21 protein-coding genes are annotated in these 21727 nt (G+C 33.5%); 14 read left to right on the forward strand and 7 right to left on the reverse strand.

Annotation, left to right across the window (positions count from 1 at the left end; translation table 11 throughout):
• Positions 1-24: 24 nt before the first annotated feature.
• The 5 genes from ACM55G_RS09830 to ACM55G_RS09850 all read right to left on the reverse strand — a co-directional run bounded on the left by ACM55G_RS09830 (position 25) and on the right by ACM55G_RS09850 (position 4573).
• A complete protein-coding gene (locus ACM55G_RS09830; protein ID WP_416843743.1) occupies positions 25-1140 on the reverse strand; it encodes a peptidylprolyl isomerase in 1116 nt (371 codons plus the stop codon).
• 16 nt (positions 1141-1156) lie between these two features.
• A complete protein-coding gene (gldI, locus tag ACM55G_RS09835; protein WP_416843744.1) occupies positions 1157-1804 on the reverse strand; it encodes a gliding motility-associated peptidyl-prolyl isomerase GldI in 648 nt (215 codons plus the stop codon).
• A gap of 4 nt (positions 1805-1808) precedes the next feature.
• On the reverse strand, positions 1809-2813 hold the full coding sequence (locus ACM55G_RS09840) for a DHH family phosphoesterase (protein ID WP_416843745.1): 1005 nt from the start codon (positions 2811-2813) through the stop codon (positions 1809-1811).
• Between the two features lie 70 nt (positions 2814-2883).
• On the reverse strand, positions 2884-4131 hold the full coding sequence (locus tag ACM55G_RS09845; protein ID WP_416843746.1) for a voltage-gated chloride channel family protein: 1248 nt from the start codon (positions 4129-4131) through the stop codon (positions 2884-2886).
• 49 nt (positions 4132-4180) lie between these two features.
• A complete protein-coding gene (locus tag ACM55G_RS09850) occupies positions 4181-4573 on the reverse strand; it encodes a RidA family protein (protein ID WP_416843747.1) in 393 nt (130 codons plus the stop codon).
• Positions 4574-4860: 287 nt separating this feature from the next.
• Here ACM55G_RS09850 and ACM55G_RS09855 point away from each other — a divergent pair, with 287 nt between their 5' ends.
• Together ACM55G_RS09855 and ACM55G_RS09860 are read left to right on the forward strand one after the other, a co-directional pair.
• Complete coding sequence (locus ACM55G_RS09855) at positions 4861-5448, forward strand: hypothetical protein (protein WP_416843748.1); 588 nt, start codon at positions 4861-4863, stop codon at positions 5446-5448.
• Positions 5449-5568: 120 nt separating this feature from the next.
• Positions 5569-6267, forward strand: coding sequence for a hypothetical protein (locus ACM55G_RS09860; protein WP_416843749.1), 699 nt, complete (start codon positions 5569-5571; stop codon positions 6265-6267).
• A 26-nt stretch (positions 6268-6293) separates the two neighbouring features.
• Here ACM55G_RS09860 and ACM55G_RS09865 read toward each other — a convergent pair whose 3' ends face one another.
• A complete protein-coding gene (locus tag ACM55G_RS09865) occupies positions 6294-6821 on the reverse strand; it encodes a hypothetical protein (protein ID WP_416843750.1) in 528 nt (175 codons plus the stop codon).
• A 198-nt stretch (positions 6822-7019) separates the two neighbouring features.
• Between ACM55G_RS09865 and guaA the strand changes: the two genes are divergently transcribed.
• From guaA to ACM55G_RS09920, 11 genes are all read left to right on the forward strand, one after another.
• On the forward strand, positions 7020-8549 hold the full coding sequence (guaA, locus tag ACM55G_RS09870) for a glutamine-hydrolyzing GMP synthase (RefSeq protein ID WP_416843751.1): 1530 nt from the start codon (positions 7020-7022) through the stop codon (positions 8547-8549).
• A 129-nt stretch (positions 8550-8678) separates the two neighbouring features.
• A complete protein-coding gene (locus tag ACM55G_RS09875; protein WP_416843752.1) occupies positions 8679-10634 on the forward strand; it encodes a LysM peptidoglycan-binding domain-containing protein in 1956 nt (651 codons plus the stop codon).
• Between the two features lie 60 nt (positions 10635-10694).
• Positions 10695-11096, forward strand: a complete 402-nt coding sequence (locus ACM55G_RS09880; protein ID WP_416843753.1) for an OsmC family protein — start codon at positions 10695-10697, stop codon at positions 11094-11096.
• Between the two features lie 76 nt (positions 11097-11172).
• A complete protein-coding gene (locus ACM55G_RS09885) occupies positions 11173-11406 on the forward strand; it encodes a DUF3820 family protein (RefSeq protein WP_416843754.1) in 234 nt (77 codons plus the stop codon).
• A 151-nt stretch (positions 11407-11557) separates the two neighbouring features.
• Entirely contained in the window at positions 11558-13171 is a 1614-nt protein-coding gene (locus ACM55G_RS09890; protein WP_416843755.1) for a CTP synthase, read from the forward strand.
• Between the two features lie 82 nt (positions 13172-13253).
• Positions 13254-15158, forward strand: coding sequence for a membrane protein insertase YidC (yidC, locus tag ACM55G_RS09895; RefSeq protein WP_416843758.1), 1905 nt, complete (start codon positions 13254-13256; stop codon positions 15156-15158).
• An 89-nt stretch (positions 15159-15247) separates the two neighbouring features.
• Positions 15248-15958 (forward strand): toxin-antitoxin system YwqK family antitoxin, encoded by a 711-nt coding sequence (locus ACM55G_RS09900; protein WP_416843759.1) that lies wholly within the window; start codon positions 15248-15250, stop codon positions 15956-15958.
• Positions 15959-16041: 83 nt separating this feature from the next.
• Positions 16042-17229, forward strand: coding sequence for a tRNA 2-thiouridine(34) synthase MnmA (gene mnmA / locus ACM55G_RS09905; protein ID WP_416843760.1), 1188 nt, complete (start codon positions 16042-16044; stop codon positions 17227-17229).
• A gap of 130 nt (positions 17230-17359) precedes the next feature.
• Positions 17360-18973 (forward strand): S8 family peptidase, encoded by a 1614-nt coding sequence (locus tag ACM55G_RS09910; RefSeq protein ID WP_416843761.1) that lies wholly within the window; start codon positions 17360-17362, stop codon positions 18971-18973.
• 16 nt (positions 18974-18989) lie between these two features.
• Positions 18990-19934: an NAD(P)H-dependent flavin oxidoreductase gene (locus ACM55G_RS09915; protein WP_416843762.1), complete on the forward strand. Its 945-nt coding sequence runs from the start codon at positions 18990-18992 to the stop codon at positions 19932-19934.
• Positions 19935-19937: 3 nt separating this feature from the next.
• Positions 19938-20348, forward strand: coding sequence for a hypothetical protein (locus tag ACM55G_RS09920; protein ID WP_416843763.1), 411 nt, complete (start codon positions 19938-19940; stop codon positions 20346-20348).
• A gap of 167 nt (positions 20349-20515) precedes the next feature.
• On the opposite strand, the gene ACM55G_RS09925 is transcribed toward ACM55G_RS09920, so the two are convergent.
• Positions 20516-20956, reverse strand: coding sequence for a DUF4268 domain-containing protein (locus ACM55G_RS09925; RefSeq protein WP_416843764.1), 441 nt, complete (start codon positions 20954-20956; stop codon positions 20516-20518).
• Between the two features lie 97 nt (positions 20957-21053).
• Between ACM55G_RS09925 and ACM55G_RS09930 the strand changes: the two genes are divergently transcribed.
• The gene (locus ACM55G_RS09930; RefSeq protein ID WP_416843765.1) at positions 21054-21695 is read left to right on the forward strand and encodes an NUDIX hydrolase; all 642 of its coding nucleotides are present in this window, start codon (positions 21054-21056) and stop codon (positions 21693-21695) included.
• The last annotated feature ends 32 nt before the right edge of the window (positions 21696-21727 follow it).

Below are 21727 nucleotides of genomic sequence, written 5' to 3' on the forward strand. Positions count from 1 at the left end.
TAATTTAAGGTCTGACTTTTTTAGTTATTGTTGCATTAATTCAATTTCAAAAATAATATTGGCATTTGGCGGTATTACTCCTCCGGCACCCGCTTCTCCATAGGCCAATTTTGACGGTATGAAAAGTGTGGCTTTGTCGCCAAAATTTAATTTTTCTAATCCTTCAATGAAACCAGGAATCATGCCATCTTTTTTTCCGGCTTGAAAAGGAATCGGTTGGTAGCCGTTTTGGGCTGCTCTGTTTTCATCGTATTTTCCAAAAGATTTAGCAACACTTTCTATACTTGCGTCAAAAAGTTCACCGTCTTCAAGAAAACCGGCATAATGAATGAAAAGATTAGTACCATTAGCTGGTTTTTTACCGCCACTTTTCTTGGTTATTACGTATTCTAATCCGGTTGGCGTTTTTGTAGCTTTGGCTTTTAAAGCAGCAAAATAAGCTATTTTTTGGTCCCGGACTGCTTTGTATTTTTGGTCGTACACTTTTTTATTTTCGGCTTCTACAGCTAATTTTTTCTTTTGATTTTGAGATTCTACAGCGAAATAATCACTGAATGTTTTTACGGCATTAAACTTTTTCGCAGCTTCACCATTTCGTATAATGGTCACTTTGTTGATGAAATCATTTTGCTCAATCTTGTTGACTACATCCATTCCTTTTTCTACCACATGACCAAAAATAGTATGTTTGCCATCTAGCCAAGGTGTCGCAAGATGCGTAATGAAAAACTGACTGCTGTTAGTTGCCGCACCGTTATTGGCCATAGCCAAAACACCGCCTTTGTCAAATTTTAAATCAGTAAACTCGTCTTTAAATTTATAACCGGTATCTCCAGATCCAGTTCCTAACGGATCTCCAGTTTGTATCATGAATTCTTTAATAACTCTGTGAAATTTCAAACCGTCGAAAAAAGGTCTGTTTTTAAGATTTTCATTGGTAACAAATTCATTTTTTCCTTCGGCCAAAGTCACATAATTAGCCACTGTGATAGGCGCTTTTTCGAAATCTAATTGTACAATAATTTCTCCTTTATTGGTTTCTATTTTGGCATATAAACCATCAGGTAGATTGTTATGCTCTTCTTTACAAGAATGAAATGAGGCAATTACAAGGAATACGAGCAGGAAACTTTTTTTCATTTCTAAATTATTTTTTTTATTGTGTTATAGTATCTTGTGATTTGATTTCAGTGGTAACTTCCGATTTAGGAACAGGAGCAGCAGCTGGTTTTACTTCATTTTGTTTTTTATACGCAGCTTCCGACATGAAATCGCGCAACGTCACCGTACAAAGTAAAGGTTGATTCGTACCAATTTTTTTATTGTCGCCATGATACCCATAGCCCATGTGTGAGGTGAAAAGAAAATTAACTTTCTCTTTTTTATGCATCAATTTAATGCCGTCTCTCAATCCCATCATAATATTTTGTTTGTCAACATAATAAATTTGGGGTCTTAATTCTAATTCGGAATAAATAATATTCCCTTTCAAATCTTTGAGTTCATAATCAAAAAACGCGACATCTCCTTTTTTAGGTGTTAGTGTATCCAGCGTATTTTTTATCGAATAGGAATACCAATATCCTTTAGTTGAAGCGATAAATTTAGCTTTAGGATTTCTTTTTATTACAGCATTAATTTGGCCTTCCTCACTGGCAATTAATTTTTTATTTCGCACTATAGATTTTTTCATGAAAGTTCCGCAAGCTTGAGAAATAGGTCTTCGGGCTTCTTGATGTTGCTTACAACTGGAAACTAACAGGAACAAAAAGAATACAACTGCGATTAATTTGCTGTTTTTCATGTACTTATATTGTTATTTTTTTTATTAAATCCTCAAATTTATTTATGGTTTCTTGCATCGATACTTCTGATTTTCCTCCAGCAGCATTGCGATGTCCGCCACCATGGAAATGGTCTCTTGCAAATTGATTAACATCAAAATCACCTTGGGAACGGAATGAAATCTTGATGATTTTTTCTTCTTTATTTTCGATGAAAATTGCCGTAAAAAGAATTCCTTTAATGCTTAATCCGTAATTTACGATGCCTTCCGTATCCCCTTTTACGTAATCAAAAGAGTTTAACTCGTCTTGTGTAAGTGTGGTATACGCTGTTTTGCTTTCTGTTAACACTTTCATGTTTTGAAGCGCTCGTCCCAGTAATTGCAAACGTCCAAAAGAACTGTTGTCAAATAATAAGTTCGGAATCTCGGTGTTTTCGACACCTAAATCAATCAATTCAGCAACAATTCTATGGGTATCTCCAGTTGTTTTTGGAAAACGAAACGAACCTGAATCCGTTAGAATTCCTGTGTAAATGCAAGTCCCGATAGTTTTGTCGATGGCCTCTTTTTTTCCAAGGAAACAAATGAAATTGTACAACATTTCGCAAGTTGACCCAAATGAAGTATCTGAATAGGTAAATGTAGCGTAATCATCCGGTTTTTGATGGTGATCAATCATTATAAATGGTGCTTTCAGCTTAGCTAAAACAGTTTCCATTTCTCCTGTGCGGTGAAAAGCATTAAAATCTAATGTAAAAATTAGTTCCGCTTCTTCAAGAATTTTGGTGCAGTTAGCTTTGTCTTTCTCGTATATTTTGATCGTTTCTGATCCGGGCATCCAAGCTAAAAAATCAGGAAATTCATTTGGAGAAACCACAACAGGATGATGGTTATTTTTCAATAAAAAATGATATAATCCTAACGTCGAGCCCATAGCATCACCATCAGGACCTCTGTGTGGAATAATTACAATTTTTTTTGGAGTTGATAATAACAACTGTATCGCTTGAATGTCTTGTGTTTTCATAGTTTGCGAAATTACATTTTTTTAATGTAATGTTGAAATCATTTGTAGAATTAACAAACTTTTACAATGTTTAAAAGTTCCCTATTTTTACTTTTTGATACAAATGGTATTTAGCGCCTTTTACAATTTGGGCTTTGTAAATCCCAACTGAACCAGAACCAAAGTAAGCGATTATACAAGCAATACCAATGAAAATACCACTTTCTATCCCAAAAAGCTCCATTCCCATAACCGTACAGGCAATAGGAGTGTGGGTTGCTCCCGAGAAAACGGCAACGAAGCCTATTCCTGCCAAAAGCGCAATCGGTAAAGGGACGACTAGTGATAAAGCACTTCCTAATGTGGCACCAACAAAAAATAATGGTGTTACTTCGCCACCCTTGAATCCTGCGCCCAGCGTAAATCCTGTAAATAGTATTTTTAGAAGAAAATCGTAGGAAGCATTTGGGTTCAAAAAGGCATCTACGATTACAGGAATTCCCAAGCCGATGTATTTTGTGGTTCCAATAAAGTATATCGCTAAAGAAAGAATTATTCCTCCTATAAAAGGACGAAGCGGAGGAAAGGATATTGTTTTTGAAAACAAAGCGCTCCAAAAGTGCGTGCTTCGGGAGAATAACATGGCGGCCAAACCAAAAAGGATGCTCGCAAGAATCACCCAAAATAAGTTGGTTAAATTCATTTCGGGAATAATAGGAATACTATAATGAGTGTGTTTTACGTGCCAGAATTCAACGGTGAAATAAGCAATGTAAGCGGTTATAAAGGACAACGGAATGCTTTTGAAACTGATTTTACTGAAATACAAAACTTCCAAAGCAAAAAGCGCTCCAGCTAAAGGTGTTCCAAAAACCGATGCAAAACCAGCACTGATTCCCAGAATGATTAGTGTTTTTCTTTCCGGATTATCAAGTTTGAAAAGTTTTGTAAATTGGTCGGTAATGGAGCCTCCCATTTGTACTGCTGTTCCCTCACGACCTGCAGAACCTCCAAAAAAATGTGTTATTAAGGTGCCTAAAAGTACCAGTGGCGCCATTTTTAAAGGGATTGTTTTCTGTGGGTTTTCGTATTCTTCCAGCAATAAATTATTGCCTTTTATAACATCTTTTCCACAATAATGGTAACACAACCCTATGATTAGTCCGCCTAAGGGCAAGAACCAAATAACCCAATTGTTGTGTTCTCTGTAGTGTGTAACCCATTCTAGGGCCACTAAAAAAAATGCGGAAGCTGATCCAGAAAAAATGCCTGTCAAAGCACAAATGAAAATCCATTTGAGTGTGATATGCATTATTTTTTTAGCGTTTTCTAAATTCATTATTGAACTGTCGGATTTTTTTGCTAAAGTATTACAATCCTTTCTGAATTTATGATTTTTCAGGAGCAATGGCTGTAAATTCGATTTCAACCAAATATTCGGGTGCAACTAATTGGTTAATTCCGTAAAAACCAGTTGTAGGTTTTATGTCTTTAAAAAATTTGGAATGTGCTGTAGCGACTGCTTCAAATGTGGAAACATCAGTAGTAAATATTCGGGTGCGAATCACATCTTTCATACCTACATTCAGGTCTTCAAGTATTTTTTCTACGCGCTCTAAAATATTAAGAGTTTGTGCGTGTGCGTCGTCTGCTTTTACTTTGTCACCATCAATTATAGCTACTGTTCCGGATACTTCAATAATATTTCCAATACGTACTGCGCGACAATATCCCATTTTGTCTTCCCATGGTGAGCCTGTCAATATGTTTTCTCTTTTCATTTGTTTGTTTTTTAACTGATTTTTAAAATTTTAGAACCTATTTTAATTTTTGGTATATTTTTTGCAATTTAGAAAAAAATGAGAAATAAAAAACACTAATTTTTAATTAAAAAGTTCAATTTTGATTTTTGTTTTGTAGTAAATATATATTCTCTAAAATGTAATATAAAGGGAAATTAAATGTTATTATAGAAAGTGAAAATACGCCATTTTGGGTCACGTTAAGATTGGTTTTTTTTACAAGCACTAATAAGTTTATCTAAAAAGTTATGAAAAGAATTCTATTTTTGATTATTGTTTTATGTATGTCCCTTAGCGGATATGCACAGAATGAATTTAGCTCAAAATTTAAAGCAATTCCACTCAAAGATAAAAATTTGAAAGTCAAAAAAGTTATTCCGCCAAAGGCAGAATTGCCAAAAAATACTTCTGCAAAAGTTATAAAAAAACAAGATATTCCCCTTGATGTGCCAAAAATAAATTTTGTAAATTCTGATAAAATCACTAAAAAAGCAGAAAATTCAGAGGTTGTTAATTATAAGAAAAATCAAAATTTAGGAAGTTTTAAAACGGGTTCTCTAACTGCTAAAGTTAGATATCGTGATGCCGCCTATGTTGATGGGGATAAGATTAGAGTGTATTTAAATGATAAGGTAGTGGAATATGAGGTCGTTTTGGATGGAGATTTTAAAGGTTTCGAAATAAAATTAGAAAAAGGGATTAATAAGATTGATTTTGAAGCGTTGAACGAAGGTTTTGCACCCCCTAATACAGCAGAATTTCAAGTGTATGACGATAAAGGAAGTATTATTTCTGCTAGCCATTGGAATCTTGGGATAGATTACAAAGCAACGCTACTATTATTGAAAGAATAGGAATGTTCTTTTTTTAATTCGATAAATAAATAAAATTAATTTATTACTATTTTTGTTGTTTATACTATGTTTTTATTTTTAAATTTTTAATAAATATTGATTTATCAATGTTCACTTTATATGAAACAGATTCTTTTTTTTATAATAATTAGTATTGGTATTTCTTCAAAAAGCTACAGTCAAATTGAATTTGGTAAAAAGTTTAAAGCAATTCCTCCTATAAATAAAAATCCGAAGTTTAAAAAAGAAGTTCCTCCTGAAACGGACATACCGCCAACGTATATCCCAAATGTTTTTAAAAGCCCTGCAACTAAAACCCCTAGTTCCGTATTAAAAATTGGAGAAAAAACTAGCAGCATAAACATGACCCCGAAAAATGATTTTATTAATCCAGGAGATGTGTATAGGGATAAAATGGAAAAGGATTTAGGTAAAACATTAGTTAAAGAAGGTTTAAAAGAAGATTCAAGGCTTTTGGTAAAAATCGATGTTAATTTTGGTGAGATTAGAACTAAATCTGATTTTTTTGTGATTAAATATCGTGATTTTGGGCAGATAGATGGAGATTTAGCCAAAGCGACGATGAACGGAAGTATAGTCGAAGAACGATTATTAATGAAAGGAAATTATCAGGAATTTAAAATATTTCTTAAAGAAGGAATCAACACATTCGAAATAGAAGCTTTAAATAGAGGCGCATTAGGCGGAAATACAGCGGAATTTCAAATTTATGATGACAAGGGAAAACTGATTAAGTCTGATTATTGGGAGAATTGGGATGCGGGAGTAAAAGGGAAGTTTGTAATTATTAGAGAATAAAACTTAATTGAAAAACGGCTGATTTGTTAAAATGGATCAGCAGTAACTTGAAATTTCATGTTCGTTTTTATTGTTACGTTTTGAGTATTTGTTTCTTTAGTAACGACTTTCACTCTTAATTTGAAACTTGAAGCCTTAATATATTTATCTAATTTTTCTGGAGTACAAGTTAGATTTATAATATTTGAAGTGGAATTAATATCATCAAAAAAAGCTAGTTCTATCTCGTCGCTACCGTCACTTGAAGAAATATACATATGGATGGATTTCAAAAATGAAAAGGATTTATCAGTTGGATCTGTTATAGTCAATTTCATCTCTTTTAGTCTTACATCCTTAACTAATTCTGCTTTTGTATTGTTGTTTTCTAATACGGTACTAGAATTAGAAGGGGTATCTCTACTTAATTCAAAAGGTATATTGACAGGAATTCCAGCTGGAATAGTAACGGACGTTTCGTTGTTTATTGAAAAGGTAAGTAAATTATCAATGATATTGCATGAAAGGGCTAGAAGACCAAAAATTGCAACGGTTAAGTATTCCTTTATTTTCATTTTTTTTGTTTTAGTAGATTATCAGAGATACAAAAGTAAGCTTTTATTTTTCTAAAGTTGATTTTAGAAAATAAACAATTCTGAACTAGTGGCAGTTGGCTTTTTACTGAAGCAGCCGCATTATTTAAACACAGTAAATTAAATAAATATTTTTTAAAATCAATTTTTCAATTCAAAATATAAAAAGTATTTTTGCGCATGCAACACAACGTACTTATTTTAGATTTCGGATCGCAATACACACAGCTTATTGCGCGTAGAGTTCGCGAATTAAATATATTCTGCGAAATCTTCCCTTACAATCATTTTCCGAGTGATTTATCATCTTATAAAGCAGTAATTCTTGGCGGTAGCCCTTTTTCTGTTAGAGGAGACGATGCGCCACATCCTGATTTATCAGAAATTAGAGGAAAACTTCCTATGCTAGCCGTTTGTTACGGAGCACAATATTTATCCCATTTTAGCGGTGGAGAAGTAGCGGCTTCAAACACTAGAGAATATGGTAGAGCTAATTTGTCATTTATAAAAGAGAATGAAGTTTTCTTTGAAGGTGTTTCTGAAAACAGCCAGGTTTGGATGAGTCATAGCGATAGTATTAAAGCTTTGCCAACAAACGGAGTGAAATTGGCAAGTACACATGATGTCGAATTTGCGGCTTATAAAATTGAAGGCGAAACAACATATGCAATTCAGTACCATCCAGAGGTTTTTCACTCTACAGATGGATCAAAAATGCTGGAGAATTTTTTAGTTAAAATTGCTGAAGTTTCTCAAAACTTTACACCAAAAGCTTTTGTTAGTGAAATGGTAGCCGAATTAAAAGAAAAATTACAAGACGATAAAGTAGTTCTTGGCCTTTCAGGAGGAGTAGATTCTACTGTAGCGGCAGTTTTATTGCATCAGGCTATTGGGAAGAATCTATACTGTATTTTTGTAAATAACGGTTTGCTTCGCAAAAATGAATTCCAAAATGTATTGGATCAATACAAAGGAATGGGTTTAAACGTAAAAGGAGTAGATTCAGGAGATCGTTTCTTATCTGAATTAGCAGGTGTGAGTGACCCAGAAACCAAACGTAAAATTATTGGACGTGTATTTATCGAAGTTTTTGATGATGAATCTCACCTTATAGAAGATGTAAAATGGTTGGCGCAAGGAACAATTTATCCTGATGTTATTGAATCAGTTTCAGTAAAAGGACCTTCTGCTACTATTAAATCACACCATAATGTTGGAGGTTTGCCGGATTACATGAAATTGAAAATTGTAGAACCACTTCGCATGCTTTTCAAAGATGAAGTACGTAGAGTAGGAGCTTCATTAGGAATTGACCCAGAATTATTAGGAAGACATCCTTTCCCTGGACCGGGATTATCAATCAGAATTTTAGGTGATATCACACCTGAGAAAGTTAGAATTTTACAAGAAGTAGATTTTGTTTTTATCGAAGGACTGAAATCTTGGGGATTATACGACAAAGTTTGGCAAGCCGGAGCTATTTTACTTCCTGTAAATAGTGTTGGTGTGATGGGTGATGAGCGTACGTATGAAAAAGTAATTGCACTTCGTGCTGTTGAATCTACGGATGGTATGACGGCTGACTGGGTACATTTACCGTATGAATTCCTGATGAAAATATCCAATGATATTATCAATAAAGTAAAAGGAGTAAATAGAGTGGTTTATGATATTAGTTCAAAACCGCCAGCAACTATTGAGTGGGAATAAGATTAAATTTTTGTTAATCCCTTCTTGGAATTTCATTATTTTTAATGTTCTTTATATAAACGGTATCAGATTTTGCAATAAAATTTGATACCGTTCCATTATTAATAATTTGAATAATTTATAATTAAAATGATGAAATATTTTTTTGCAATTTGTATTACTGCTTTGTTGTTTAACTATAATGTTTTTTCACAAGAAAAAAATAGTACCCATAAAGTAGAAAAAGGAGAAACGATAAGTCAGATTGCAATAAAGTACAATGTTACTCCTTATGATATTTATCAATTAAATCCAGATGCGCAAAGTGGATTAAAACCAAATAGTATTTTATTGATTCCCAAAAGTGGAGCAAAACAAAAGACTACAGTCCCAGCTAAATCAATCGTGAAAACTACAACTCATGAAGTAGCACCCAAAGAAACGTTGTATGGTATTGAAAAAAAATACGGCATTTCAGATGAAGATTTGAAGAAAGCCAATCCAAGTTTAGAAAAAGAAGGATTGAAAATTGGACAAATCCTGACTATTCCATCCAAAAGTAGCCCGAAGATAGCTGTTGCTACTGTAATTCAGGAAAAAGTAGTTTATCACGAGGTACTTCCAAAGGAGACTAAATATTCCATTGCCAAAAAATATGGAATTACTATTCAAGAATTAGAGAAAAAAAATCCTGAAATTGTTTCTAATTTACCTGTTGGTTATAAATTAGTCATCAAGGGAAATGCTCCAAAAATAGAGAAAACAATCCCAGTTGTTGAAGCCAAAAAAGAAATTGCAAAACCAAATCCTGTAAAGGCTGTAAAAGCTGTCAGTTATTTGAATTATGAAGTGAAGCCGAAAGAAACACTTTATAGTTTATCAAAAATGTTTGGTATGACTCAGGAAGAATTAATGAAACTGAATCCAGATTTGTCTCAAGGTGTTGTGGAAGGAATGATTTTGAAAGTTCCCGGAACAATAACTATTCCAGCTGTCGAATCCAAAAAAGAATACGCTGTTTTGTCAAAGAAAATGGGGGGTAATGATAGAAAGAAGCTAGTGTTACTTTTACCTTTTAATATGCCGAAAATTGAAGGAGATACTGTCAATTCAACTGCAATGCGTTTGAAAAAAGACAAGTTTCTGAATATGACTTTAGATTTTTATGCGGGAGCTATGATGGCGATTGATTCGGCAAAACAAATAGGACTTTCTTTGGATGTGAAAATTTATGATTCGCAGGAAACTAAAAATACTTCGAATGTTGCTTCTATAATTAAAGAAAATAATCTGGAAAATTCCGATGCTGTCGTTGGTCCCTTTTATCTTACTAACGTGGAGAAAACTGCTGAATTATTGAATATGAATCAAGTTCCTGTGATTTCTCCTTTATCTAAAGATATTGGAAATTCATTCAGTAATTTGTACCAAACAATTCCAACAGCTGCAGTAGTCAAAAATACCATGTTTGATTACATGAGAGCAAAAGGTGGCAATATGATTGCTGTAGTAGATAAGAAAAAAGAAACAATGATTCAGTTTATTAAGGAAAATCATAAAGATGTAAAGTTTTCGGTTCTTGCTGCAAATGGAAGTTTGTTGCCTGAAAATTTAAAAAGTTTATTTGTAAAAGATAAAATGAACTATGTGGTAATGGAAACCGGAAATACGGGGATGATAAAATCAACAATGGCAACTATGATGGGTGCTATGGCAATGTATAGGGTACAGTTGGTTATTTTAGAACCGAATGAAACATTAGATACTGATGAAATCAATTTTGTGAATCTGACAAAACTGAAATTGATGTATCCTTCTGTTACTCGTGAAAATGAATCTCCCGGGGCTTTAATTTTCGATAAAGAGTTTAAAAAGAAAAATAAAATTGCCCCTAGTGCTTTTGCAACCCGTGGTTTTGACATTACATTTGATACCATGATGCGATTGTCACAAGGGAAAAAGTATGAAGAAACTGCAAATGCAATGGCAACTGAGCAAGTAGATAATAAATTTGAATACTATAAAAAAGAAGAAGGTGGATATACGAATAAAGGTGTTTACATCTTATATTATGACACCGATTTAACCATAAAAGAAGCTAATTAAAAAGTGTTCAATAATCAGTAATTAGTGTTAGTGGCAGAAGAATAAAATAATAAAAAAAATATGACATCAAAAGTAACTTACTTAGGCGATTTAAGAACATCGTCAATACATGTACAATCCGGAACTGAAATCGTATCGGATGCTCCGGTAGATAATAATGGAAAAGGCGAGGCTTTCTCTCCAACCGATACCGTTGCGAATGCTTTGGCAAGTTGTATGATGACCGTTATGGGAATAAAAGCCCGTGATATTGAAGTAGATTTGAAAGGATCTACCGCTGAAGTAACTAAAGTTATGAATGCCGAGCCAAGACGAATAGGAACGATTGTAGTAACTTTTGAAATGGTAGGAACAACGGATCAAAAGAATAAAACGATTCTTGAAAGAACCGCGATGACATGCCCTGTTTTCCTAAGTTTAAATACTGAAATCGAGAAACAAATTACTTTTAACTGGAAGTAATCCGTTAGCAGATTCAGGCAATTTTTTTAGTTTATATATTGAACTTTAAGCATAAACTTTAAACTAGGAACTTACTTTGGAACAAAACCAAAAACAACTCGTCAAACTCGCTCATACCAAAATGCCTTTTGGCAAATATGAAGGTAAATATCTTATTGATTTACCTGAATATTATGTGGTTTGGTATAGCAATAAAGGTTTTCCAAAAGGAGATTTAGGACAACAATTGCAATTGATTTATGAATTAAAACTCAATGGATTGGAGGAGTTAATTCGGAACATTAAAAAGCGATATCCAAAACCGCTTTAATTTATGAATTAGGAAAAAGCTAATTTGAAAATAGGTGTAGTATTGAATTGTCAAATTTTCAAATTATCTCATTTTCAAATTAGCTTTTTCTCAATTTATAATTGTATTTTTGCCACGTTTTTTACACAACTACATTACAAATAACAACAGAATGAATCAAACGAAATATATTTTTGTTACAGGCGGTGTGACTTCTTCTTTAGGAAAAGGAATTATAGCGGCATCTTTGGCAAAATTATTACAAGCAAGGGGATACAGAACTACTATCCAAAAATTCGACCCGTATATCAATGTTGATCCAGGTACTTTAAATCCATATGAACATGGGGAATGTTATGTTACCGATGATGGTGCAGAAACAGATTTGGATTTAGGTCATTACGAGCGTTTTTTGAATGTTCCTACTTCTCAGGCGAATAATGTTACTACAGGAAGGATTTATCTTTCGGTTATTGAAAAAGAACGAAGAGGAGAATTTCTTGGTAAAACGGTTCAGGTTGTTCCTCATATCACGAATGAAATTAAAGATAGAATGCAATTGCTTGGTAAATCAGGTGATTATGATATTGTGATTACCGAAATCGGTGGTACAGTAGGGGATATCGAATCGTTACCATATATCGAGTCGGTTCGTCAATTAGTATGGGAATTAGGAGAACATAACGGTTTAGTGATTCATTTGACATTAGTTCCTTATTTGGCTGCTGCGGGTGAATTAAAAACAAAACCAACGCAACATTCTGTTAAAACTTTGATGGAAAGCGGTATAAAAGCGGATATTTTAGTTTGTAGAACAGAGCATGAAATTTCGGAAGAATTACGAAATAAACTGGCTTTGTTTTGTAATGTAAAAAGAGAAGCCGTTATCCAATCAATTGATGCTTCCACTATTTATGAAGTTCCAAATCTAATGTTGGAAGAAGGACTTGATATTGTGGCTTTGAAGAAATTGGATTTGCCTAAAAAAGCAGCTCCGGATTTAAAAAACTGGAATACTTTTTTACGCCGATTAAAAAATCCTAAGCATACTATAAACATTGGTTTGATTGGGAAATATGTAGAAATGCAAGATTGTTACAAATCTATTTTGGAAGCGTTCATTCATGCAGGCGCTGCGAATGAAACCAAAGTAAATGTTATTTCAATCCATTCAGAATATATCGATGCTGGTAATGTAGACGTGAAATTAGCGGGATTAGACGGAATTCTTGTTGCACCAGGTTTTGGTGAAAGAGGAATTGAAGGGAAAATTGAAACCGTTCGTTATGCCCGTGAAAATAAAGTTCCATTTTTCGGAATTTGTCTGGGTATGCAAATGGCTATTATTGAATATTCAAGAAACATTCTTGGACTTTCAGAAGCTAATTCTACTGAAATGAATGACAAAACGCCTCATCCGGTAGTAAATTTGATGGAAGAGCAAAAAACAATCACTGACAAAGGGGGAACCATGCGTCTTGGTGCTTGGAAATGTGATTTGAAACCAGATACTTTGGCGTATAAAATATACGGTAAATCAACTATTTCTGAGCGTCATCGCCACCGTTATGAATATAATAGTGAATATGTAAATCAATTGGAAAAAGCAGGATTAGTAGCTTCTGGTATTAACCCGGATACTGGTTTAGTTGAGGTTATTGAAATTGAGGATCATCCATTTTTTATTGGCGTTCAATACCATCCTGAATATAAAAGTACAGTTGCAAATCCACATCCTATTTTTGTGAATTTTGTTGCAGCGGCAGTTCAAGCAAAGAAAAAATAGTATTTAGTTTTTAGAATTAGTGTTCAATCGCTGTATTCTTAAAATTTTATACTTTAAACAATAAACTTTTTTAAATAAAATAATGGAAGAAAAAAAATTTGACCTCAATTCGATTATAGGTTTTGTATTGATTTTTGGTATTTTGATTTGGATAATGTATCAAAATCAACCTTCTGATAAAGAACTTGCTGCTGATAAAGCAAAGAAAGAATTGGTCATCAAAGAAGCTAAAGCTAAAGAGGCAAGCGCTAAAATGATTACACCGGCAACTGTTGGTGGTGTTGTTGCGGGAGATTCTACACAATTAGCCCAATTGGAAAAAACATTAGGAAATTTTGCTTATTCTGCTACACTTCCTTCGGCTAAAGAAGGTTTTACAACAATAGAAAACGAATTTGTAAAATTGAGAGTTGCCAATAAAGGGGGGTATATTGTTGAAGCTACTTTGAAAAATTTTGAAAAATTTAAAAAAGGTTCTGGACAATTAGTGGAATTGATTAAAGACAAGAATGCTAATTTGAATCTGCAATTACAAACCAGTGATAATCGTACTTTAAACACGAAAGACTTGTTTTTTGAACCAACATTAACCAAAGTTGGAGCCGATCAAATACTGTCTATGAAACTAAAAGCTGGTGTAAATGAGTTTTTAGAATACAAATACATATTGAAACCAAATGATTTTATGGTTGGTTTTGATATTCGTTCACAAGGATTGAATAAAGTGTTGAATACTGCTAAACCTTTGGATTTAGAGTGGAATTTAAAAACCTACAGAACAGAAAAAAGCATTGCTTACGAAGACCGTTATACATTACTTAACTATGAGTATGGAGACGAGAAATTTAACAACGTAGGAGATGGAAAAGACAAAGAAGAAACACCAGAAAATGTCAGATTTATTGCTTTCAAACAGCATTTTTTCAGTACTATCTTATTGACAGATATACCGTTTGCTAAATCTTCCTTGAAATCTCATAAATTAGTTGTCGATGAAAAAGTGGATACTACTTACATCAAACAATTTAAAGCGAATGTTCCTTTGGCATTTACAAATGGCGAAGTAGATTATAAAATGAGCTGGTATTTTGGGCCATCGGATTATAAGACATTAAAAGGATATAATAAAAATTTAGAAAAAATTATTCCTTTAGGTTGGGGGATTTTTGGATGGATTAACAAATTTATTTTTATTCCATTATTCGGATTTTTAAGTTCTTACATCGCTTATGGAATTGCGATAATTATCTTTACGATTATTGTTAAAATTGCAATGTCGCCTATTACTTATAAATCATTTTTGTCTCAGGCCAAAATGAAAGTGTTGCGACCTGAGATTACTGAATTGGGGGAAAAATTCAAAAAAGACCCAATGAAGAAACAACAGGAAACCATGAAGTTGTACAATAAAGCTGGGGTGAACCCAATGGCAGGATGTATTCCGGCCTTGATTCAGCTTCCTTTTATGTATGCTTCGTTTCAGTTTTTCCCGTCGGCATTTGAGTTAAGACAAAAAAGTTTCCTTTGGGCGGATGATTTATCGTCTTTTGACCAGGTTGTAAAATTACCTTTCCATGTTCCTATGTATGGAGATCATATTAGTTTGTTTCCAATTTTGGCTGCAATAGCGATTTTCTTTTATATGAAAATGACTTCTGGGGATCAACAAATGGCTGCTCCACAACAGGAAGGAATGCCTGATATGGCAAAAATGATGAAGTATATGATTTATATTTCGCCAATTATGATGTTGATTTTCTTCAATAGCTATGGTGCCGGATTGAGTTTGTATAACTTTATTTCTAACTTGATTACAATAGGAATCATGTTCGTAATTAAAAATTACATTGTAGACAGTGATAAAATTCACGCTCAAATACAAGAGAATAAATTGAAAGAGCCTAAGAAGCAAGGTAAATTCCAGAAAAAACTTCAAGAAGTTATGGAACAAGCCGAAGCTCAAAAGGCGAAAGACAAAAAGAAATAAAAATTAAAAAAATCTCGATATATTTCGAGATTTTTTTTTAGATATAATTTAATTCATCTGAATTCGTTACTATTAAAAGGGTATTTATTATGAAAGCATTTTATAAAAAAGGAATATTTGTTTTGATTTTTTTGAATTTCTTTTGTCTTCATGCGCAAACAGATTTCAATAAATTAGATCAAAACGGTAAAAAGCATGGTTTATGGAAAGGAATGTATGAGGAATCCAAACGACCTCGATACGAAGGAACTTTCAGGCATGGGAAAGAAACCGGAGTTTTTAAATTTTATGATGATACCAAAGCAAAATCAATAATAGCCACGAGAGAATTCAATCCGAATGACAATTCCGCTTATACTGTTTTTTACGATCAAGCTAAGAATAAAGTTAGCGAGGGGAAGGTAGTTAATAAATTATTTGAAGGACAATGGAAGTATTATCACCAAGCTTCAAAAATTGTGATGACTATAGAAAATTATAAAAATGGAAATTTGGAAGGTTTGCGAACTGTTTTTTATCCGAGTGGTAAAATTGCTGAAGAAATCACTTATAAAAATAATTTAAAAAATGGTTCTTATAAGAAATACACCGAAAAAGGAATTGTGCTTGAAGAATCCATTTTCAAGAATAACGAATATAATGGTTTGGCAATTTTCAAAGATACTGATGGGAATATAGTTTCAAAAGGACAGTTTGTAGCTGGTAAAAAATCAGGAATTTGGGAATTTTTTGAAAAAGGAAAGAAAGTGAAAGACGTGAATATGAATTATTCTGAAAATACTATAAAATCAAAAAAATAAAATAAAAGAGTCGTAAAGCCGTTCCTTTTCCTATTGTAAATCTTTGTAACTTTGCATCTTTATAAAATTATAATTTTTTGAAGATGAAGCGTGTTGTTGTAGGACTTTCGGGAGGTGTAGATTCAAGTGTTGCTGCTTATTTATTGCAACAACAAGGCTATGAAGTCATAGGCCTTTTTATGAAAAATTGGCATGATGATTCGGTTACTATTTCTAATGAATGTCCCTGGCTGGAAGACAGCAACGATGCATTGCTAGTGGCTGAAAAATTAGGAATTCCTTTTCAAACCGTAGATTTAAGCGAAGAATACAAAGAGAAAATCGTTGATTATATGTTCAATGAATATGAAAAAGGAAGAACTCCAAATCCTGATGTACTTTGTAATCGCGAAATAAAATTTGATGTTTTCATGAAAATCGCTTTGAGTCTTGGAGCCGATTATGTGGCGACAGGTCATTACTGTAAAAAAAGCGAAATTGAAGTGAATGGTGACACCGTTTATCAATTGAAAGCGGGTGCCGATACCAATAAAGATCAATCCTATTTTCTGTGTCAGTTATCACAAGAGCAATTGGCAAAATCATTATTCCCCATTGGAGAATTGACAAAACCGGAGGTTCGGGAAATTGCAGCCCAAATGGATTTGATAACTGCTGAAAAGAAAGATTCTCAAGGGTTATGTTTTATTGGAAAAGTACGGTTACCAGAGTTTTTGCAACAGAAATTGCAACCCAAAGACGGCCTTATTATTCAAATTGATAAAAATGATGCTGTTTATAATTATGAAAAGCAAGAAGGTTTAACGCTTGAAGAGGATTTAGCATTTGATGCGAGGAAACTTCCATATACTCCAGAAATGGGTAAAAAAGTGGGGAAACATCAAGGTGCTCATTATTTTACTATTGGACAAAGAAAAGGACTGAATGTAGGCGGGACAACAGATCCACTATTTATCATCGCTACAAATGTGACAACCAATACGATTTATACCGGATTATCAAGTCAGCATCCTGGATTGTTCAAGAAAGCATTGCAGATAGAAAAAACTGAAGTGCATTGGATTCGTAAAGATTTGGCTCTGGGAAATAATGAAACCATGGACGTTATGGCAAGAATTCGTTATAGACAGCCTTTGCAAAAAGCCACTTTACATCAATTTGAAAACGGCATGTTTGTTGCATTTGAAGAACCACAATCCGCAATAACCGAAGGACAGTTTGTTGCTTGGTATTTAGAAGATGAATTAGTTGGTTCGGGAGTAATTTCTTAGTTTAGTACTTTCAATTTGTAAAAAGACTAAAAATCGTGTTTTATCAGAATTTTAAATGCCGTGATTTTTTTTTTGAACTTAAGTCATAGATTTTATTGAAGTTTTTTTGACTTAAAGAAATACTATTATTATGATAAAAATATATTTACTTCTTTTTTTATTCATTACTTCCGTTGGCTTTTCTCAAGAAGATGCCTGGGTGTATTTCAATGCCAAACCCAATTCTCAACCCTATTTAGATACACCTTTAAAAATGCTTTCCCAAAGAGCATTGGACAGAAGAACGAACCAGAATATCGTTTTAGATTTTAAAGACTTTCCTATTGAATCATCATACGTGAGTCAAGTAAAGGCAGTTGCAGGGATTACTGTGATGGCAAAATCCAAATGGTTGAATGCAATTCATGTTCGGGGAACACAGGCAATTATAAATTCATTAATGACATTTTCTTTTGTCAGTAAATTAGATTTTGCAAATAAACTCCTCAATAAAACTGGAAAAATAGCGAAGTTGTCCAAAGTAAAAAAGGTAACTAAAAATAAGAAGACCAAAATTGATTTTGCTTATGGAACATCAGCAAATCAAATCCAGATGCTTAATGGACATTTATTGCATCAACAAAATTATACTGGTACCGGAAAAATAATAGCAGTTCTAGATGCTGGTTTTCCTGGTGTTAATACAGCGCAGCCTTTTCAAAGATTAAGAGATAATAACCGAATTTTAGGCGGCTATAATTTTGTTTTAAGAAATCCGGATTTTTACACGGGAGTTTCTCACGGTACATCAGTGCTTTCGGCAATGGGTGGTTACAAAGAAAATTCATTAGTAGGGACAGCGCCGGATGCTTCCTATTATTTATTTATCACGGAAGATGACACTTCCGAAAATCCTGTTGAAGAATCCCTTTGGGTGGAAGCAGCGGAAAAAGCAGATAGTTTGGGAGCGGATATTATAAACACTTCTCTAGGGTATTTTGGATATGATAAGAGTACTTATAATCATACCTACAGTGAAATGAACGGGACGACAACTTTTATATCGCGTGGTGCTGAAATTGCGTTTAGTAGAGGTATGATTGTGGTGGTGTCAGCGGGGAATTCAGGAGGAACAGCTGATCCATACATTGGTGCACCAGCCGATGCAGTATCTGTAATTGCTGTAGGTGCAGTAAATTCTTCTAAAGTACTGACTTCATTCAGTTCAGTAGGTCCTTCGTCCGACGGTAGGATAAAACCGGATGTTATGGCACAAGGACAATCCGATGTTTTGTCTGATGAATTTGGAAATATTATAACTGCAAATGGGACTTCTTTTTCCAGTCCTATTATGGCAGGAATGATTGCTTGTTTATGGCAGGCAAATCCTAGTAAAACTAATGCCGAAATAAGACAGTTGGTACTAAAATCAGCGGATCGATTTACAACGCCTAATAATCAATACGGGTTTGGTATTCCAGATTTTAATTTAGCGGTGAGTAACGGATTGTCATTGAACACTTTTTCGAAAGATGATTTTATAATTTATCCAAATCCGACAATTGATTTTATTACAATTTCATTACCAGTAGGAATAGATAGAGCGATGATTAGTATTTACTCTATTTCAGGTCAAAAAGTACTGGATAAAGAAATCAGAATTGAATCGCCAAGTATTTCATTAAAAGCTTTAATTGAAGGGATTTACATTTATAAAATAGAATCAAATTCTTTTTATAAAAGTGGAAAAATAATAAAACAATAGCAGTATCAAATAGTAAATGAATAAAATCACGGAGCTTTTCAAGATTAAATATCCAATTATTCAAGGAGGAATGATCTGGAATAGTGGTTATAAATTAGCGAGTGCAGTTAGTAATGCCGGAGGTTTAGGATTGATAGGTGCGGGTTCGATGTATCCTGAAGTCTTGCGGGAACACATTCAAAAATGTAAAAAAGCTACTTCAAACCCTTTTGGTGTAAATGTTCCGATGTTGTATCCCAACATTGAAGAAATCATGAAAATTATTGTTGAGGAAGGAGTGAAAATCGTTTTTACATCAGCTGGAAATCCAAAAATATGGACTTCTCATTTGAAAGAAAATGGCATAACTGTTGTGCATGTGGTCAGTAGTTCTGTTTTTGCCTTGAAAGCTCAAGATGCCGGTGTTGACGCCATAGTTGCCGAAGGATTTGAAGCCGGAGGACATAACGGAAGGGAGGAAACCACTACGTTTACTTTAATTCCAATGGTGAAAGAAAAAATTATGATTCCGTTGATCGCGGCCGGAGGTATTGCTACCGGTAGTGGGATGCTTGCCGCTATGGTACTTGGAGCTGATGGAGTTCAGTTAGGAAGTAGATTTGCCGCATCGGAGGAATCATCAGCGCATGAAAATTTTAAGAAAACGATTGTAAATGTCAAAGAAGGCGACACACAATTGACCTTGAAAGAACTCGCTCCTGTTCGATTGATTAAAAATAAATTTTATCAGGATGTTCAGCATTTTTATGAAAAATGCGCAACAAAAGAAGATTTAATTGGTTTATTAGGAAGAGCGAGAGCAAAACGGGGTATGTTTGAGGGAGATTTAGTAGAAGGAGAATTAGAAATAGGTCAAGTCGCGGGCTTAATTCACGAGATAAAACCAGTGGGAGCAATCGTTGAAGAAATAATATTCGATTTTGAAAAAGCGATAAGAGAAGTAATGAATTTTGATTTTTAAATAATGACGAGAAAAAAAATAGTAGTAATATTGCTTTTTATGATCTTAGGTCTGCAATATTCCTTCAGCCAAAACTATAAGTTTAAAACTTCAGGTTTTAGTGTTTTAGAAAAAAAGGAAAATGGGAAATGGGGAAAATGGTCTGATTTAGATTTGGTCAATATTTTAGTCACATTGGATACCAATAAAAACAGAATTGTAATTTATTCTCAAGTTATCCAATTGTTTGAAATTATAGAGTATCAAGCCACCGAAGAAAATGAGACCGATATTGTTTATTCGTTTACATGTAAAGATAATAATGGCGATGATTGTACCCTTTCAATCATTACTCGTAAAAAACAAGGCAACAGAAAGCAATTATATATCAATTATGATGATAGAATAATAGTTTATAATATCTTCAATATGTAAATAAAAATCAGCTTAAAGCTGATTTTTTATGTCAATTTGAATTCCCTAAAATAGATTGTTATTTTATTCTTTGCATTTGGAATAAGAGTGAAAAACCCACACCCTGAAAAGAAGTGCGAGGACTAACACTCGTTTAGCTCGACCGATTTCTTTTAGCGCGTCACGCTCTACATTTTCTCAATATCTTTGATAAATTCATCATACTCACTATAGAACAATTCCAGGGCATTCATTTTTTCGTTATAAAAATCAAATATTTCATCCCAATAGTTGCGATTGCTAACGCCAACACCTGTTTTCTCAACCCAAATGCGACTGATGGTTTTGCCGTTTTCTAGAGTATAGTCTTTTTCGAAAACCAAATCTTTTATGAATTCGTCTTCCAAAATATTTTTTAATGCTTCTATTTTTTCAAAATAGGCAATTCGTTTTTCATCGTTACGATGCTCAATATCTATTAAAACTTGGGCCTTTTTATTATCTACATAAAACTTGAAAGAGAAATCCTTTATTTTGGTATCGTATAGTACCCATTTCCTCGGGTATTTTTCTGCGAAAGTCACCCAGAATTCACGTTTTAATTTTTGAGTTTCTTCTTTGCTGTACATTTTTATTTATTTGAATTTGATTTTAGAAAATTTGTAAAACGTTATTTTCTAAACTATATTTATAAGATCTTTTGGTATGCAAAAATAGACTTTGATTATGGATTTTCAAGATTTTTTAAAATATGTTCCCAATTTTGCTCAAGCAAAGCTTCCTGCATTAGAAGCGCACATTAAAATGGCGCCTTTAGAACGAATAGAGGCTTTAAAAAATGGAATATTTGATAATAAAAAATCAAGAAAAGCTGCAGTCATGATGTTGTTCTATCCTAAAAAAGGAAAAACTCATTTGGTGCTAATTGTAAGAAGTTCCTATGATGGGACCCATTCTTCACAAATTGCCTTTCCTGGCGGTAAATTTGAACCGGAAGATGTTGTTTTTGCTAATACGGCCCTACGGGAAACGCATGAGGAAATAGGAATTCTTCCCAGAGACATAGAAATTATTAAGCCTTTTACAGCATTGTATATTCCGCCAAGTAATTTTATGGTATATCCTTTTTTAGGAATTAGTAGAGCGGAAATCAGTTTTGTTCCTGACTCTAATGAAGTTGCAAATATAATTGAATTGCCTTTGTCGGTTTTTTTGAGTGATGAGATAGTTATTAATGCTGAAATGGTAACTTCCTACGCCGGTAAAATTAATGTTCCCGCTTTTAAAATAGAGGAGCACATAGTTTGGGGTGCTACAGCCATGATGTTGAGTGAATTGAAAGAAGTTTTGAAAGCGGTTTTAGGTTGAAAGATTCGTCTTCCCAGGATTGAAAAATCAAT

The sequence above is a fragment of the Flavobacterium algoriphilum genome (assembly GCF_048158655.1).
Classification (GTDB): Bacteria; Bacteroidota; Bacteroidia; order Flavobacteriales; family Flavobacteriaceae; genus Flavobacterium; species Flavobacterium algoriphilum.

Excerpts from the sequence above, each read along its gene's own strand:
- ACM55G_RS09900 (WP_416843759.1), top strand. The coding sequence starts at position 15,248 with ATGAAAGCATTTTATAAAAAAGGAATATTTGTTTTGATTTTTTTGAAT.
- ACM55G_RS09865 (WP_416843750.1), bottom strand. The coding sequence starts at position 6,821 with ATGAAAATAAAGGAATACTTAACCGTTGCAATTTTTGGTCTTCTAGCC.
- ACM55G_RS09930 (WP_416843765.1), top strand. The coding sequence starts at position 21,054 with ATGGATTTTCAAGATTTTTTAAAATATGTTCCCAATTTTGCTCAAGCA.
- ACM55G_RS09875 (WP_416843752.1), top strand. The coding sequence starts at position 8,679 with ATGATGAAATATTTTTTTGCAATTTGTATTACTGCTTTGTTGTTTAAC.
- gldI (WP_416843744.1), bottom strand. The coding sequence starts at position 1,804 with ATGAAAAACAGCAAATTAATCGCAGTTGTATTCTTTTTGTTCCTGTTA.
- ACM55G_RS09830 (WP_416843743.1), bottom strand. The coding sequence starts at position 1,140 with ATGAAAAAAAGTTTCCTGCTCGTATTCCTTGTAATTGCCTCATTTCAT.
- ACM55G_RS09880 (WP_416843753.1), top strand. The coding sequence starts at position 10,695 with ATGACATCAAAAGTAACTTACTTAGGCGATTTAAGAACATCGTCAATA.
- ACM55G_RS09845 (WP_416843746.1), bottom strand. The coding sequence starts at position 4,131 with ATGAATTTAGAAAACGCTAAAAAAATAATGCATATCACACTCAAATGG.
- ACM55G_RS09925 (WP_416843764.1), bottom strand. The coding sequence starts at position 20,956 with ATGTACAGCAAAGAAGAAACTCAAAAATTAAAACGTGAATTCTGGGTG.
- yidC (WP_416843758.1), top strand. The coding sequence starts at position 13,254 with ATGGAAGAAAAAAAATTTGACCTCAATTCGATTATAGGTTTTGTATTG.
- ACM55G_RS09920 (WP_416843763.1), top strand. The coding sequence starts at position 19,938 with ATGACGAGAAAAAAAATAGTAGTAATATTGCTTTTTATGATCTTAGGT.
- ACM55G_RS09910 (WP_416843761.1), top strand. The coding sequence starts at position 17,360 with ATGATAAAAATATATTTACTTCTTTTTTTATTCATTACTTCCGTTGGC.
- guaA (WP_416843751.1), top strand. The coding sequence starts at position 7,020 with ATGCAACACAACGTACTTATTTTAGATTTCGGATCGCAATACACACAG.
- ACM55G_RS09890 (WP_416843755.1), top strand. The coding sequence starts at position 11,558 with ATGAATCAAACGAAATATATTTTTGTTACAGGCGGTGTGACTTCTTCT.
- ACM55G_RS09860 (WP_416843749.1), top strand. The coding sequence starts at position 5,569 with ATGAAACAGATTCTTTTTTTTATAATAATTAGTATTGGTATTTCTTCA.
- ACM55G_RS09915 (WP_416843762.1), top strand. The coding sequence starts at position 18,990 with ATGAATAAAATCACGGAGCTTTTCAAGATTAAATATCCAATTATTCAA.
- ACM55G_RS09840 (WP_416843745.1), bottom strand. The coding sequence starts at position 2,813 with ATGAAAACACAAGACATTCAAGCGATACAGTTGTTATTATCAACTCCA.
- mnmA (WP_416843760.1), top strand. The coding sequence starts at position 16,042 with ATGAAGCGTGTTGTTGTAGGACTTTCGGGAGGTGTAGATTCAAGTGTT.
- ACM55G_RS09850 (WP_416843747.1), bottom strand. The coding sequence starts at position 4,573 with ATGAAAAGAGAAAACATATTGACAGGCTCACCATGGGAAGACAAAATG.